12 protein-coding genes are annotated in these 14,558 nt (G+C 65.0%); 6 read left to right on the forward strand and 6 right to left on the reverse strand.

What is annotated here, in order from left to right; all coding sequences use genetic code 11:
• Positions 1 to 66: 66 nt before the first annotated feature.
• From ASE52_RS14830 to ASE52_RS14840, 3 genes are all read left to right on the forward strand, one after another.
• Complete coding sequence (locus tag ASE52_RS14830; protein WP_010464087.1) at positions 67 to 420, forward strand: DUF4212 domain-containing protein; 354 nt, start codon at positions 67 to 69, stop codon at positions 418 to 420.
• Positions 413 to 2,503, forward strand: a complete 2,091-nt coding sequence (locus tag ASE52_RS14835; protein WP_057227078.1) for a VC_2705 family sodium/solute symporter — start codon at positions 413 to 415, stop codon at positions 2,501 to 2,503. Before ASE52_RS14830 ends, ASE52_RS14835 begins: the two co-directional genes overlap by 8 nt.
• A 175-nt stretch (positions 2,504 to 2,678) precedes the next feature.
• Complete coding sequence (locus ASE52_RS14840) at positions 2,679 to 3,191, forward strand: hypothetical protein (RefSeq protein WP_057227080.1); 513 nt, start codon at positions 2,679 to 2,681, stop codon at positions 3,189 to 3,191.
• Between the two features lie 119 nt (positions 3,192 to 3,310).
• Here ASE52_RS14840 and ASE52_RS14845 read toward each other — a convergent pair whose 3' ends face one another.
• The 3 genes from ASE52_RS14845 to ASE52_RS14855 form a co-directional block, all read right to left on the reverse strand.
• The gene (locus ASE52_RS14845; RefSeq protein ID WP_010464094.1) at positions 3,311 to 3,670 is read right to left on the reverse strand and encodes an FKBP-type peptidyl-prolyl cis-trans isomerase; all 360 of its coding nucleotides are present in this window, start codon (positions 3,668 to 3,670) and stop codon (positions 3,311 to 3,313) included.
• Between the two features lie 145 nt (positions 3,671 to 3,815).
• On the reverse strand, positions 3,816 to 4,124 hold the full coding sequence (locus ASE52_RS14850; RefSeq protein ID WP_010464095.1) for a winged helix-turn-helix transcriptional regulator: 309 nt from the start codon (positions 4,122 to 4,124) through the stop codon (positions 3,816 to 3,818).
• Between the two features lie 202 nt (positions 4,125 to 4,326).
• Positions 4,327 to 5,232, reverse strand: a complete 906-nt coding sequence (locus tag ASE52_RS14855; protein ID WP_057227082.1) for a LysR family transcriptional regulator — start codon at positions 5,230 to 5,232, stop codon at positions 4,327 to 4,329.
• A gap of 190 nt (positions 5,233 to 5,422) precedes the next feature.
• Here ASE52_RS14855 and ASE52_RS14860 point away from each other — a divergent pair, with 190 nt between their 5' ends.
• From ASE52_RS14860 to ASE52_RS14870, 3 genes are all read left to right on the forward strand, one after another.
• Positions 5,423 to 6,349: a hydroxymethylglutaryl-CoA lyase gene (locus tag ASE52_RS14860; RefSeq protein ID WP_140426248.1), complete on the forward strand. Its 927-nt coding sequence runs from the start codon at positions 5,423 to 5,425 to the stop codon at positions 6,347 to 6,349.
• Positions 6,350 to 6,371: 22 nt separating this feature from the next.
• Complete coding sequence (locus ASE52_RS14865) at positions 6,372 to 7,586, forward strand: CaiB/BaiF CoA-transferase family protein (protein ID WP_057227086.1); 1,215 nt, start codon at positions 6,372 to 6,374, stop codon at positions 7,584 to 7,586.
• Positions 7,587 to 7,668: 82 nt separating this feature from the next.
• Complete coding sequence (locus ASE52_RS14870) at positions 7,669 to 8,703, forward strand: tripartite tricarboxylate transporter substrate binding protein (RefSeq protein ID WP_057227088.1); 1,035 nt, start codon at positions 7,669 to 7,671, stop codon at positions 8,701 to 8,703.
• A 243-nt stretch (positions 8,704 to 8,946) separates the two neighbouring features.
• Here ASE52_RS14870 and ASE52_RS14875 read toward each other — a convergent pair whose 3' ends face one another.
• The 3 genes from ASE52_RS14875 to rpoD all read right to left on the reverse strand — a co-directional run bounded on the left by ASE52_RS14875 (position 8,947) and on the right by rpoD (position 14,486).
• The gene (locus ASE52_RS14875; RefSeq protein ID WP_057227090.1) at positions 8,947 to 10,527 is read right to left on the reverse strand and encodes a methyl-accepting chemotaxis protein; all 1,581 of its coding nucleotides are present in this window, start codon (positions 10,525 to 10,527) and stop codon (positions 8,947 to 8,949) included.
• A gap of 72 nt (positions 10,528 to 10,599) precedes the next feature.
• A complete protein-coding gene (locus ASE52_RS14880; RefSeq protein ID WP_057227093.1) occupies positions 10,600 to 11,619 on the reverse strand; it encodes a tripartite tricarboxylate transporter substrate binding protein in 1,020 nt (339 codons plus the stop codon).
• A gap of 491 nt (positions 11,620 to 12,110) precedes the next feature.
• Complete coding sequence (gene rpoD / locus ASE52_RS14885) at positions 12,111 to 14,486, reverse strand: RNA polymerase sigma factor RpoD (protein ID WP_057227095.1); 2,376 nt, start codon at positions 14,484 to 14,486, stop codon at positions 12,111 to 12,113.
• Between the last annotated feature and the right edge of the window lie 72 nt (positions 14,487 to 14,558).

Below are 14,558 nucleotides of genomic sequence, written 5' to 3' on the forward strand. Positions count from 1 at the left end.
TGCCCTCGGGGGCTGCCATGCGCCATCCGCACCACTTCCCACAGCGTCCGTGATGCCGTGCCCGTGATGCAAGCGCCGACGCAGCAGCCCCCACGTTCTGCAGATGCCGAAATGGCGGGCCCGTTCCCGCCCGATCTGCACGATGTGCGGCACCTGAAGCTCAAGGCCGGCTTGCTGCTGCTGTGGGCGCTGGTATCGTTTGGTGCCACCTATTTCGCCAGAGACCTGCAGGTGCTGGTTTTTGGGGGCTGGCCTTTGGGCTACTGGATCGCGGCCCAGGGGGCAGTGCTGGTGTTCATCGGTATCGTGGTGGCTTATGGCTGGGCCATGAACCGGTTCGAGCGCCAGGACGCAGAGCACCGTGCAGCCACGGCCGCTGCTGAAGTGGTCCCGGGCGATGCGTCTCGCTCCCATGGCTGACCACAGTTCTTCCGGCGCAGACCGGGCCTATCTGTGGCGGCTGCACCGCATCTTTGCGCTGTACGTAGCGGGGGTGCTGGCCTTCCTGGCACTGATGACCTGGGCGGAGCACCAGGGGCTCTCGCGGCACTGGATCGGCCCTATTTTCCTGTTCCTCACGGTGATGGTCTACGCGGGTATCGGCGTTTATGGCCGCACCACCGACCCGGAGGAATACTACGTGGCTGGCCGGCGCATTCCGCCCATGTACAACGGTATGGCGGCGGCGGCAGACTGGATGAGTGCCGCGTCGTTCATCAGCCTGTCGGGGGCGCTCTACCTGCAGGGCTTCTCGGGTACGCCGGGGCAGGCCGGAGGGCTGGCCTATCTGCTGGGGTGGACGGGCGGTTTCTGCCTGGTGGCGATGCTGATTGCACCGCACTTGCGCGCCATGGGCCTGTACACCGTGCCCGATTTTTTCCATGTGCGCTTTGGCGGCCGGTGGCCGCGCATGATTGCTGCGCTGGCCGCCGTGCTGTGTTCTTTCACGTATGTGGTGGCGCAGATCTATGGCGTTGGGCTGATTGCCTCGCGCCTGACTGGCGTGCAGTTCGAGATCGGCATCATGCTCGGCCTGGGCGGGGTCCTGCTGTGCTCGTTTCTGGGGGGCATGCGCGCCATCACCTGGACACAGGTGGCGCAGTATGTGGTGCTGCTGCTGGCCTTCCTGATCCCGGTGTCCTGGCTGGCCTACAAGCAGCTTGGCAACCCGCTGGCACCGCTGGTTTATGGCGAGCAGATCAGCAAGATCGCTGATCTGGAGGCGCAGTTGCTCGACTCCCCTGCAGAGCACCAGGTGGTGCAGACCTACCTGCGTCGCGCCCAGGATTTCGAGGCCCGGCTGCGTGATGTGGAGGGCGCCCTGGAGCGTGAGCGCGAGAAAGGGCGCGAGCGCATTCGTGCGCTGCGCACCCAGAACGCCGATGTGGGCCTGATCGTCTCGGCCAGCCGCGAGCTGGCGGCCCTGCCGCGTGATGCTGCTGCGGCCCGCGAACGCTGGACCCGCGAGATGCGCGAGAACTACGAACGCGCCCGTCCCCTGGGCGGCTTGCCCTTGCACAGCCAGGCGTATGTGGGCGACCCGCAAGGCACGCCCGAGGAACAGCGCGAATACGAGCTGACGCGCCGCAATTTCCTGGCGCTCATGTTCTGTCTGATGGTGGGCACGGCGGGCCTGCCGCACCTGCTCACCCGCTACTACACATCGCCCACGGTGTCGGCGGCGCGCGCGTCGGTGGCATGGTCGCTGTTCTTCATCGCCTTGTTGTACCTGAGCGCGCCGGCGCTGGCGGTGCTGGTGAAGTTCGAGGTCATGCAGAACCTCGTGGGCAGCAGTTTCGAGGCCTTGCCCAACTGGATGGCCCAGTGGGCGCGTGTCGATGCCTCGCTGCTGTCGGTAGAAGATGTGAATGGCGACGGAATCGTGCAGTTTGGCGAGATCCGGCTGGGGGCCGACCTCATCATGCTGGCCACGCCAGAACTGGGGGGGCTGCCCTATGTGGTCTCCGGCCTCGTGGCGGCGGGAGGGTTGGCGGCGGCGCTGTCTACCGCCGATGGGCTTTTGCTCACCATCAGCAATGCCCTGGTCCGCGATCTGTATTTTCAGGATGCCAAACGCGAGGCGTCGCCCGAGCAGCGTGTGATTCTGAGCAAGTTCGCCTTGCTGGCGGTGGCCTTGTCGGCGGCTTTTGTCGCGGCGCTCAAACCCTCCGAAATTCTGCCCATGGTGTCGGCGTCGTTCTCGCTGGCCGCATCGGCTTTTGTGCCGGTGATGGTGCTGGGCATCTTCTGGCGCGGCACCACGCGGCAGGGCGCGGTGGCCGGCATGGTGGCAGGGCTTGGCGTGGCCGTGTATTACATGCTTTCGCATGTGTCCGCCATGCGCGCGCTGCCCAGCTGGATGCTGGCGGACGGGCTCTGGCTTGGCATCCAGCCCATCTCGGCCGGCGTGTTTGGCGTGCCGACCGGGCTGGCGGTGGCGGTGGTGGTGAGCTGGTTGACGCGGCCCGCACCGGATCTGCCGCGCATCCGGTCCGAGATGTAGCGGGCACAAGATCGCGTGATAAACGTGCGCCTTGCGCGCGGGGTCGCCGTGGTTGTGCGTAAACCCTGATGACCAATGGTGTACAAACGTGAGAATCTGGGCTTCCAGGGGCTCGCGGGCCGTAGGGTTGTCCTGCGGCATTCCCCTGTTGTTCCGTTTCAGTTCAAGGAGATTCATGGTTCTCGTCAAAACGCCGGCAGGGCAAGAAGCGCTCAAGGATCGGCGCGGCAGCCTCAGCTCGCGCCAGCGCTCGGCTTTCATTCTTTTTGACGGAAAACGTTCCACGGGCGAGATTCTGGCGGCCACGGCCGCCATGGGCATCACGCAGGACGATGTTCAGGCCATGATTGCCCAGGGGTTGCTGGCGCCACTGTCGGGGCATTCCTTGCCTGCGTCTGCGGCCAGCCAGCCCGTTTCAGAGGCAGATGCATCGGCAGCGGCTGCCATGGATCTGGGCACGGTGGCATCTCCCGTGGAGGGTTCCGGGCGCACACCGAAAGAGCGTTATGAAGCGGCCTATCCGATTGCCACTGAATTGACGGCGGGCATGGGCTTGCGGGGATTCCGGTTGAATCTGGCCGTGGAAGGGGCGGGTAGTTTCGAGGACCTGGCGACGCTGGCCCCGAAGATCCGGGAGGCCGTGGGGGATGCGAAGTTCGCACGGCTCGACAAGGCGCTTTTTGATTGATGCGTGGGAGCCGATTGCTGGCGAGGAGGAGGCTTCCCACCGCCGCACAGCAATGAAAAAGGCGGCTTGGTAGCCGCCTTTTTTGATCCCCTGGCCAAAACTGGCCGGAGCTGCAGGCCTTAGCGGCCGACCTTCAGGAGTTCCACATCGAACTTGAGCGTGGCGTTCGGTGGAATCACGCCGCCCGCGCCGCGTGCGCCGTAGCCCAGGGCGGCAGGAATGATCAAGGTGCGCTGGCCACCGATCTTCATGCCCTGCACGCCTTCGTCCCAGCCCTTGATGACCATGCCACCGCCCAGCGAGAACTCGAAGGGGTCGTTGCGGTCGCGGCTGGAGTCGAACTTGGCACCTTGCTCGCCGTTGTTGTACAGCCAGCCGGTGTAGTGCACCGACACGTTCTGGCCCTTGGTGGCTTCGGCTCCTTCGCCCACGGTGGTGTCTTCGTATTGCAGGCCGGATGCGGTGGTGGTCAATGCCATGGATGAAATTCCTTGTTTGCTATTAAAAATATAGCTATCTGCGCTTGATAGACAAGCGTCAAAAGCATTTTTGACCCCTATTTTAACGAAAGCCCCGCTCGGAGGTCCGGCGGGGCTTTTCCCAGGGTGGAGCAGGGGTGTGGCTTCAGGCCTTTTTGGCGCGGCCAGCGACCCAGCGGGTGGCGAAGGCTTGCACGTCCGAGAGGCGCTTGAGCAGGTCGGCGCCCGAAGGGGTGACGGTGTAACCGTCGCTGCCGTGGTCTACAAAACCGGCTTCGCGCAGTTCCTTGATGCGGGTGTTGAGCGTGTTGGGGGTGATGCCCCCCACGCTGTCCTGCAGCAGGCGGAACGTCTGGGGGTGGCCGTCCTTCAGGGCCCACAGCACGCGCAGTGCGTAACGGCATTCGAGCCGCTCGAACAACTGGTTGATGGCGGCATTTTCTTTGGAGCTCATGGACGCTTCTCCTCGCGCAAGTGTTGGATCAAATTTTCATTCGGGTGGGCGAATGCCGGGCCCGCTGATGCGCTGAGACTATAGCGCGGAACCCATTTTGCTACAAGTTTAGTAGCTCAGAACGCACACCACACATGCGCTACGCCCCGAAAAACCCGTGTTACAAGTCAAACTGTTGCAACAGGGCCACGGTTGGAGTCAGTCATTCCTGGCGGCCCAGCCCCGCCAGGTGGCTGACCAGCAACTGTGCGGCGGGGGCCAGCATCTGGGCGCTGCGGTAGCAGATGGCAAAACGCCGCTGGGCCCATGGATCGCTCAGCGGAATCACCCGAACGGGGGCGGTTTGCGCAAAGGGCAGGGCCACTTCGCGCGGCACGACGCTGATGGCCAGGTTGGCGCGCACCACCCGCAGGGCAGCGTCGAAGTTGGACACCAGCACCCGGTGCGCCAGCATTTTTCCCTCCACGGCTGCAGCGCGCGCCAGCAGCACCTGCACCGCGCTCAGCGCGGGCATGCTGACGAATTCATGGTCCAGCACGTCGGCAAAACGCACGCTCTGGTGCTGGGCCACCGGGTGCAGCGCATGGGCCACCACGGCCAGGTGGTCGGTGCGGTAGGCGCAGGTTTCCAGGCCCGTGAGGTCGGCCGCGTCCCAGCAGATGCCGATGGAGGCGCTGCCGTCGCGGATGCCCTGCACCACGTCCGGGCTCACGCGCTCCTCCAGGCTCACCTGGATGTCGCGGTGCGCCGGGTCTTGCAGAAAAGCAGCCACATCGTCGGCCAGCGATTCGGCCATCACCGAGGCCGTGACCAGCATGCGCACATGGCCCCGGGTGCCGGTGGCATAGGCCGCCATGTCGCGCTCGATCTGGCCCACGCTGGCCAGCATGGTGCGCGCGTGCTCCAGGAGCGTTTCCCCCGCCGGGGTCGGAACCACGCCGCGCCGTTTGCGCACCAGCAGCGCTGTGCCCACCGTGTCCTCCAGCTGGGCCAGCCGCTTGCTGATGGCCGAGCCAACGATGGACTCCTGCTCGGCCACGCGCGCAATGCTGCGCTGCTCGCACACGGCGGCAAAAAGCCGCAGGGTTTGCAGGTCGAGATCGCGCATGACATTCCTTTCTATGGAATGGGTGTGATATTCCGTTTGGGAATCATATGGCTTCCGAGATGTATTTTCTGATTCTTCTGGGAATTTCTAGAATGACCCCAAGAACACACCCAGCCGGAGACGACCTGTGAGCACACCCTCTGTTTTTCCCGCGACCCACGCCGCGCCCGATGGCGCCTCCGCTCGGGCCGTGGTGCGCGAAGTGGGCTTGCGCGATGGCCTGCAGAGCATCGCCACCCTGGTGTCCACCGCGCACAAGATCGAATGGATCAACGCTGCCTACGCTGCAGGCCAGCGCGAGATCGAAGTGGGCTCCTTCGTGCCCGCCCGCCTGTTGCCCCAGCTGGCGGACACCGCCGAAGTGCTGGCGCATGCCAAAACCCTGCCGGGCCTGCTGGCCTCAGTGCTGGTGCCCAACTACAAAGGCGCCGAGCGTGCACTCGAATGTGGTGCTGGCCTGATGGTGGTGCCCCTGTCTGCCAGCCATGCCCACAGCTTGGCCAACCTGCGCAAGACACCCGATGCGGTGGTGGCCGAGGTGGCCCGCATCCGCGCGCTGCGCGACGCCAGCGGCAGCCGCTGCCTGATCGAGGGGGGCGTGGGCACGGCCTTTGGCTGCACGTTGCAGGGCGAGGTGCCCCAGAGTGAGGTGCTGCGCCTGATGCAGGCCCTGCTGGATGCCGGGGCCGACCGCGTGAGCCTGGCCGACACCGTGGGCTATGCCGACCCGGCCTGGGTGGCCCGCCTGTTCGAGAAGGCCCGCGCGCTGGTGGGCGACCGCCTGTGGTGCGCGCATTTCCACGACACCCGTGGCATGGGGCTGGCCAACGCCTACGCCGCGTGGCAGGTGGGCATCACGCGTTTTGACGCCTGCCTGGCCGGCATTGGCGGCTGCCCGCATGCGCCGGGCGCCAGCGGCAATGTCACCACCGAGGACCTGGTGTTCATGCTGGAGCGCATGGGCGTTGCCACCGGCATCGACGTGACCGCGCTGCTGGCGCTGCGCCAGCGCGTGGCCGGATGGCTGTCGGGTGAGACCCTGCACGGCACGCTGTGGCAGGCCGGGCTGCCGCAGAATGCCGCACGCACCGCGCTGCGAGAGGCAGCAACGGCCTGATCTTCTTATCCATTCTCCGAACATGAACGACACACCACCCGCACCCTCGTCCCCCCGCCTGCCGCTCGAAGGCCTGCGTGTGGTGGAGTTCACCCACATGGTCATGGGCCCCACCTGCGGCATGGTGCTGGCCGACCTGGGCGCCGAGGTCATCAAGGTCGAGCCCGTGGACGGCGACCGCACGCGCCACCTGCTGGGCGCGGGCGCGGGCTTCTTTCCCATGTTCAACCGCAACAAGAAGAGCATTGCGCTCGACCTGCGCAGCCTCGAGGGGCTGGAGGTGGCGCGCAAGCTGGCCGCCTCGGCCGACGTGGTGGCGCAGAACTTCAAGCCCGGCGTGATGACCAAGTACGGGCTGGACTACGCAGCCCTGAGCCCGCTGAACCCGCGCCTCATCTATGTGAACCACACCGGTTTTCTGCCTGGCCCGTACGAGCACCGCACGGCGCTCGACGAGGTGGTGCAGATGATGGGAGGCCTGGCCTACATGACGGGACGGCCGGGCGACCCGCTGCGCGCCGGTAGCAGCGTGAACGACATCATGGGCGGCATGTTCGGTGCCATCGGTGCCATGGCGGCCTTGATGCAGCGTGGCATCACCGGGCGGGGGCAGGAGGTGGACTCCGCCCTGTTCGAGAACAACGTGTTTCTGGTCGGCCAGCACATGATGCAGTACGCCGTCACCGGCAAACCGGCGGCCCCCATGCCCGACCGCATTTCGTCGTGGGCGCTGTACGACGTGTTCAGCGTGAAGGATGGCGAGCAGATTTTCCTGGCTGCGGTGAGCGATGCGCAATGGACCACCTTTTGCGACGCCATGGGGTTTTCCGACCTCAAGGCCCACCCGCAACTGGCCACGAACAACGACCGCGTGCGCGCCCGTGCCACGCTGATGCCCGACCTGCGCCAGCGCCTGGCTGCCTACAGCGCTGCCGAGCTGGCGGCGGTCTTTGAGAAACACGGGCTGCCCTTTGCACCTATTTCACGGCCCGAGCAGCTGTTTGACGACCCGCACCTGAACGCCACGGGGGGCCTGGCCGACATCACCCTGCCCGATGGCGAACGGGCCGGGCAGACCGCACGCACCACGCTGTTCCCGCTGCGCATGGATGGCAAGCGGCTGGGCGTGCGCCTGCAGCCGCCGGTGCTGGGGCAGCACACCGCAGCGCTGATGGAAGAGCTGGGCTACACACCCGAAGAGGTGCGGGCCCTGCAGCAAAAGCATGCCGTGGCCTGAGCGGGTTGAAGGACCCGGCATCTCCCTGTGGAGATCTGCGCCTGGCATTCGATGAATGAATACAACGACGGAGACAAACGCCATGCACCACGACAGCCCACTCCCTGCCTTCCTCCCTGCAAGCCCGTTGCAACCCCCGGGTCTGCGGCGGCGCAGCGCGCTGCTGGCTGCCCTGGCCAGCCTCGCCGGTAGTGCAACAGTGCCCTCGGCTGCCTGGGCCCAGGCAGCCGACCGCCCGGTCCGCATGATCCTGCCCGTGAGCGCAGGCTCGGGGGTGGACGGCGTGGCCCGCGCCTTGGGGCCCAGCCTGGGCAAGGCGCTGGGGCGCCCGGTGGTGGTGGAGAACTTTCCAGGCGCGGGGGGCATCACTGGTACGTCGATGATCGTCAAGGGTATCAAGGACGGGTCGGCGCTGGGCATGGTGTCCAACAACCACGTGGTCAACCCCAGCGTGTTCAAGAACATTCCCTACGACGCGGTGGACGACATCACGCCCATCACGGTGATTGGCGCCACGCCCTTCGTGCTGGTGGCACATCCCTCGGTGGCCTCGAGGAACGTGCGCGAACTCATCGCGCTGGCCAAGGCGCAGCCCGGGGCGCTCAACTATGGATCGTCCGGCAACGGGACCATCCTGCACCTTGCTGCGGAAATGTTCGTGCATGAAGCGCAGGTGGACATCAAGCACATTCCCTACCGAGGCATGGGGCCGCTGACGGCCGATGTACTGGGCGGGCAGATCCAGCTGGCGTTCATCGCGGTGGCCGTGGCCGTGCCGCATGTGAAGGCTGGCACGCTCAAGGCCATCGGGCTGTCGTCCACCACGCGCTCAGCGCTGTTGCCCGACCTGCCCACCATCGCCGAACAGGGGCTGGCGCAGTACGCATTGGACGGCTGGGTGGCCGTGGTGGGGCCGGCGGGCTTGCCCAAGGCGGAAACGGAACGGGTGTACCAGGCGGTGCGGGCCACCCTGGCGGTGCCGGAGGCACGAGACGCCTTGCTGGCGCAGGGCTACCAGCTGCAAGGCACTACCCCGGAGGCGACCACGGCCTTCTTTCGGACCGAAGTGGCGCGCATGGCCAAGCTGGTCAAGCAGTCCGGGCTCAAGATTGATTAGAGAACATCCCCATATCTGGGGCGCTGCGCGCCTTTCCCCGCTCTCGCTTCGCTGCGGGGGCCCTGGCAGGGCGTCCTGCGCCTGGGCTGCGCCAGTTTCGTCGGCGGTGCCCAGGTCCATGGATGGGAGAGATCCTCCGTTTCAGCACTGGAAAACTAAAAAATTAGTGCCCAGCGCTTATTGGGTATCGTTTTATTGCTATACAAAATATAGCAATCAAGTTTGTACATCCCTGGTACGCATTCAATGTGCCGCAGGTGGCAGTGCCAGGGTGCGGTGGCTGCCGCGCAGGCGGAACACCTCCACGGCCTCCACCAGCTGGCGGGCCTGGCCGCTCAGGCTGCCGGCTGCGGCAGCACTTTCTTCCACCAGCGCGGCGTTTTGCTGGGTGGTTTCGTCCATGCGCACAATGGCCTGGGTGACGCGCAGCATGTCGGAGGTCTGGGCAGCACTGGCCTGGCTGATCTCGTCCATGAGCGTGCTCACGCCCTGGATCGAGGAAACGACTTCACCCATGGTGCTGCCCGCATTGCGGGCCAGGTCAGAGCCGGCCTGCACGCGCTCCACACTCGTCTGGATCAGCGCCTTGATCTCGCGCGCGGCGCTGGCGCTGCGGGTGGCCAGGTTGCGCACCTCGCTGGCCACCACGGCAAAGCCGCGCCCCTGCTCGCCGGCGCGCGCGGCCTCTACGGCGGCGTTGAGCGCCAGGATGTTGGTCTGAAACGCGATGCTGTCGATAACGCCAATGATGTCGGAAATGCGGCGCGAGCTGTCCTGGATACCCTGGACCACCGTCACCATCTGCGTCACCACGTCGCCCCCGCGCTGGGCCACCGATGCGCCATTGCGGGCCAGCTCGCTGGCGCGCTGGGCGTTGGAGGCGTTCTGCTGCACGGTGGCCTGCAGCTGCTGCATCGAAGACGTGGTTTCGTCCAGCGACGATGCCTGCTCTTCTGTGCGCATGCTCAGGTCCACATTGCCCTGTGCGATCTCGGCGCTGGCGCTCGCCACGCCCTCAGCGTTGCTGCGCACGCCCGACACCACGTTTTCCAGGTTCTCTTGCATGGTGCGCAGGGCTTCCAGCAGCCGCGCGGGTTCGTCCTTGCCGTCGACCAGAATGGTCGTGGTCAGATCGCCCGCCGCCACCTTGTTGGCCACCGAGACCGCTACCCGCAGCGGGCGCACCACCGACCGCGTGAGCAGCCAGCCCGCGCAGCCGCCCAGGGCGGTGACCAGTGCCAGCGCCACCAGGCTGCTGATGAGTGCACGCCGCGCATTCAGCGCCGCCTGTTCGGCAATGGCCGCACTGCTGGCGGCCACCTGCTCGCTCAGTGCGGTGAGCAGCCTGGCAGGGCCCTGGTCGATGTCGGCCACGTCCGCGTCACCCGCAGAGGGCACAAAACCAAGTGACTGGAACACTTCAAAACCCTTGCGGTAGCCCTGCGCCATTTGCGCATGGGCCTGGGTGAATTTCTGCAGCGCCGCCTTTTCCTGGGCGTCGGTCAGTTGGGGCTCCAACGCCTTGGCGGCGTCGGCCACGCGCTTCTCACTGGCCTGGAACGCCGCCCAGTGCAGCTCGCGCTTGCGCGAATCCTCACCCCGCAGCAGGGTGTTTTTCCACTCCTGCACCTGGGTCTTGAACTCATTTTCCATGCGGCTCACCGCGCGTTCCTGGGCTACGCGCTCCTGCACCGTGGTCTCGTAGGTCCCCAGGCTGCGGTACAGGGCCGCGATGCCGAACAGCGCGGCGCCCAGCAGCAGCGCAAGCACCAGGCCCAGCGCGGTCGCCATGCGTGCGCCGATGGAGTAGTTGGACATTTTCATCAGCGGCTCCTTAGAGGCGGAATTCCCCTGGAGTGAACAAGCCCAGCAGCGCGAAGCGACTCAGGGAGTGGTTCAAGCCTTCAGCTTGAGCAGGTACACCATGACGCGCGCCGTGGTGAGGTCCAGTTCCATGAACTCTGCCAAATCCTTGCCCGTCAGCCAAGAGGGTTCCCAACGATTGCTTTTGAGCGTGCGCAGCCAGGATTCATGGGCGGTGGCGGCCTCCACGGCGGCCAGTATCTCGGCCATGCGGGAGGCTGGCACCCCCTTGCCGGTGAACACGCCCCGCCAGTTGGCCATGGTGGCGTCCAGCCCCTGCTCGCGAAAGGAGGGCAGGCCGAAGGCGCTGCGGCGGGACGACACCCCGATGGCGCGCAGCTTGCCCGCCGCAATCGCATCGCTGAATTCGCTGTAGCCCGACAGCCCCATGGCCGCACTGCCAGACACCAGGGCATCCACCACTTCGGAGCCGCCGGGGAAAGGCTTGTAGACCAGGTCTTCTGGCTTGGCCTTGGATGCTCGGGCCAGCACCCCGGCGAAGATGTGGTCCACCCCGCCAGCCGAGCCGCCGGCCACCGGCAGGGCGCGCAGGTCGGCGCGCATGGCGTTGGCCAGATCCTTGGTGTTCTTGATGGGGGACTTGGCTGCCACGGCTGCCACCAGGTAGTCACTGGTGAGCCGTGCCAGGGGTTGTATGTGGGTCATGTCCACAGCGGGCTTTTGCAGTGCCACTGCGCCCACCATCACCATGCCGCCCATCAGCAGGGTGTTGGCATCGTTGCCGTATTTCTCGGCGTACTTGGCCAGGCCAATGGTTCCGCCTTTGCCGCCGATGTTTTCGTACTCAATCTGGTCCGCCGCACCCACGGCGGCGAGGGCTGCGCCCAGCGCCCGGCCCGTCTGGTCCCAGCCACCGCCCGGGTTGGCGGGGATCACGATGCGCAGGGTGCCCGCCAGTTTGGGGGGCTTGGCTGGTGCGGCACGGCCTGCCGTGGTGTTGGCTTGTGACCAGGCGGCTGGGGTGAATGTGGTCCACGCCGTTGCTGCGAGCACAGCGTGGGCGAGTGCCTTGCGGCGGTCAATGGGGGTCATGGTGTACCTCGTGAAAACACAGGGATGGGAAGCATGTCCTTCACGCAACCGGACAGCACGGCCGACTTCGTTGCGCAACCGTTTTCAGGAGCCTGTCGGACTTGGAAATCGTCGGCTGAAAATTGACCGCAGCGGTCCATTTTTCCACCGTCTTTTTGCCCCATAGCCGGGCTATGGGGCTGCAAATCCGGCAAAAACTGTCCTCGCTGGGGCCAATTTTGGTGAAACCTACGGTTTTCGCGTTCGACACTCCAAGTCCGACAGACTCCCAGAAGGGGCGGTGGATACTGCTGCATGGAAGTCTCCCCATTCTTGATGGAATGTGATGGCAATGGTCACCATCCAAGCTGTCAGTCTGCTGTCGAGAGTATCAGGGTAAACACGCCCGGCCCGCGTGGCCCGCCATGAAAAACGCCCTGCTCCGCAATGGCGGGGCAGGGCGTCGGGCTGAACGGCTGTATGGATTCAGCGTGTCGTGGGCAGCGCCGGAATTACAGCGAGTCGATGAAGCTGCGCAGCTTGTCCGAGCGCGAGGGGTGCTTCAATTTGCGCAGCGCCTTGGCTTCAATCTGGCGGATGCGTTCGCGGGTCACGTCAAACTGCTTGCCCACTTCTTCCAGCGTGTGGTCGCTGGTCATCTCGATACCGAAGCGCATGCGCAGCACCTTGGCTTCGCGGGGCGTGAGGCCATCCAGGATGTCCTTGACCACGTCGCGCAGGCCGGCCTGCATGGCGGCTTCGATGGGGGCGGTATTGGCACCGTCCTCGATGAAGTCGCCCAGGTGGCTGTCGTCGTCGTCGCCGATCGGCGTTTCCATGGAGATCGGCTCCTTGGCGATCTTCATGATCTTGCGGATCTTGTCTTCCGGGATCTCCATCTTGGCCGCCAGGATGGACGCATCGGGCTCGAAGCCGAACTCTTGCAAGTGCTGGCGGCTGATGCGGTTCATCTTGTTGATCGTCTCGATCATGTGCACCGGGATACGGATGGTGCGCGCCTGGTCGGCGATCGAGCGGGTGATGGCCTGGCGGATCCACCACGTGGCGTAGGTCGAGAACTTGTAGCCGCGGCGGTATTCGAACTTGTCCACGGCCTTCATCAGGCCGATGTTGCCTTCCTGGATCAGATCGAGGAACTGCAGGCCGCGGTTCGTGTACTTCTTGGCGATGGAGATCACGAGGCGCAGGTTGGCCTCGATCATTTCCTTCTTGGCATCGCGCGAGGTGGCTTCACCTTCGTTCATGCGCTTGTTGATGCCCTTGAGCTCGGTCAGCGGCACCACCACGCGCGACTGCAGGTCCATCAGCTTTTGCTGCAGGTCCTGGATGGGCGGGATGTTGCGCGCAATGATGGACGACCAGGGCTTGCCGGCGTTGGCCTGCTTCTCGACCCACTGCAGGTTCAAGAGGTTGGGCGGGAAGTCCTTGATGAAGGTTTCCTGCGGCATGCCGCACTTGTCCACGATGATGCGGCGCAGCTCGCGCTCCTTCTTGCGCACGTCGTCCACCTGGCCGCGCACCATGTCGCACAGCTTCTCGATGGTCTTGGCGGTGAAGCGGATGGTCATCAGCTCGGCGGACAAAGCGGCTTGCGCCTTGACGTAGGCGGGCGTGCCGTAGCCTTCCTTGTCGTACACCTTGTGCACTTTTTCGAACAGCTCGCGCAGCTTGTCAAAGCGCTCCAGCGCCTGCTTCTTGAGTTCTTCGAGCTTCTTGGTCAGCGCCTTGGAGCCGCCCTTGCCGTCGTCGTCATCGGCTTCGTCGAATTCGTCGAAGTCTTCTTCGGCCACATAGTCGTCGGCCTCGTTGGGGTTGGAGAAGCCGTCCACGATGGTCGAGATGACGACCTTTCCCTCGCGGATGTCTTCGCCCATGTTCAGGATCTCGGCGATGGTGGCGGGCGATGCGCTGATCGCCTCCATCATGGCCATCAGCCCGCCTTCGATGCGCTTGGCGATCTCGATTTCGCCTTCGCGGGTCAGCAGCTCCACGGTGCCCATTTCACGCATGTACATGCGAACCGGGTCGGTGGTGCGGCCGAATTCCGAGTCCACGGTGGACAGGGCGGCTTCGGCGGCTTCTTCGGCTTCTTCCTCGGTGGCGCCGGCGGGGGCGTTGTCCGTGATGATCAGCGCTTCGGCGTCGGGCGTCTGCTCGTACACCGCCACGCCCAGGTCGTTCAGCGTGGTGATGACGGCTTCGAGGGTTTCGGCGTCGACCAGCTTGTCGGGCAAGTGGTCGTTGATTTCAACGTGCGTGAGGTAGCCGCGGGTCTTGCCCAGCTTGATCAGTGCCTTCAGGCGCGCACGGCGCTTGGCCATGTCTTCTTCGGACAGGACGGTCTCGTCCAGGCCAAATTCCTTCATCAAGGCGCGTTCCTTCGCCTTGCTGATCTTCATGCGCAGGGGCTTGACCTTCTCGACCGTGGCTGCGGTTTCGGTGGTCTCTTCGACTTCACCTTCCAGGTCGGCTTCGATGTCGGACAGATCGGTATCGTCGCCGCCTTCGTCACCACCAGCAGCCGCAGCCTTGGGCTTGCGGCCACGTTTGGCGGGGGCAGCCTTGGCTTCTGCGGCACCTGCGGCCTTGGCAGGACGGCCGGGGCGCTTCTTGGGGGTCTCGTCGTCGTCCGATGCGGCCGCCTTGGCGGTTGCGGGCTTCTTCTTCAGCAATTCATCAGCAGCTTTTGTCAGCTCGGCAGAACTTTTCACAGGCACAGTTTTCACTTTCTTGGCAACCGGGGCGGGCGCGGCGGCGGCTTTTTTCGGAGCAGCCTTGGCCGGGGCTTTGGCAGCGGTTTTGGAGACAGCCTTTGCGGCAGGGCCTGGAGCAGACTTGGATGGCTTCGCGGACTTTTGAGCGGGCATGGAACAACCTCAGGATCAAAAACGGACACAAAGAAAACGCAAGCGCCTCAGGTCCCGGCGCGGGTGGCAACG

The organism is Acidovorax sp. Root275 (assembly GCF_001428965.1).
Lineage (GTDB): Bacteria > Pseudomonadota > Gammaproteobacteria > Burkholderiales > Burkholderiaceae_C > Acidovorax > Acidovorax radicis.

What these genes read in the sequence shown, in the direction of transcription:
- ASE52_RS14850 (WP_010464095.1), bottom strand. Translation starts at nt 4,124, where the DNA reads ATGAGCTCCAAAGAAAATGCCGCCATCAACCAGTTGTTCGAGCGGCTC.
- ASE52_RS14855 (WP_057227082.1), bottom strand. Translation starts at nt 5,232, where the DNA reads ATGCGCGATCTCGACCTGCAAACCCTGCGGCTTTTTGCCGCCGTGTGC.
- ASE52_RS14830 (WP_010464087.1), top strand. Translation starts at nt 67, where the DNA reads ATGCAAGCGCCGACGCAGCAGCCCCCACGTTCTGCAGATGCCGAAATG.
- ASE52_RS14875 (WP_057227090.1), bottom strand. Translation starts at nt 10,527, where the DNA reads ATGAAAATGTCCAACTACTCCATCGGCGCACGCATGGCGACCGCGCTG.
- ASE52_RS14840 (WP_057227080.1), top strand. Translation starts at nt 2,679, where the DNA reads ATGGTTCTCGTCAAAACGCCGGCAGGGCAAGAAGCGCTCAAGGATCGG.
- ASE52_RS14880 (WP_057227093.1), bottom strand. Translation starts at nt 11,619, where the DNA reads ATGACCCCCATTGACCGCCGCAAGGCACTCGCCCACGCTGTGCTCGCA.
- rpoD (WP_057227095.1), bottom strand. Translation starts at nt 14,486, where the DNA reads ATGCCCGCTCAAAAGTCCGCGAAGCCATCCAAGTCTGCTCCAGGCCCT.
- ASE52_RS14835 (WP_057227078.1), top strand. Translation starts at nt 413, where the DNA reads ATGGCTGACCACAGTTCTTCCGGCGCAGACCGGGCCTATCTGTGGCGG.
- ASE52_RS14845 (WP_010464094.1), bottom strand. Translation starts at nt 3,670, where the DNA reads ATGGCATTGACCACCACCGCATCCGGCCTGCAATACGAAGACACCACC.
- ASE52_RS14865 (WP_057227086.1), top strand. Translation starts at nt 6,372, where the DNA reads ATGAACGACACACCACCCGCACCCTCGTCCCCCCGCCTGCCGCTCGAA.
- ASE52_RS14870 (WP_057227088.1), top strand. Translation starts at nt 7,669, where the DNA reads ATGCACCACGACAGCCCACTCCCTGCCTTCCTCCCTGCAAGCCCGTTG.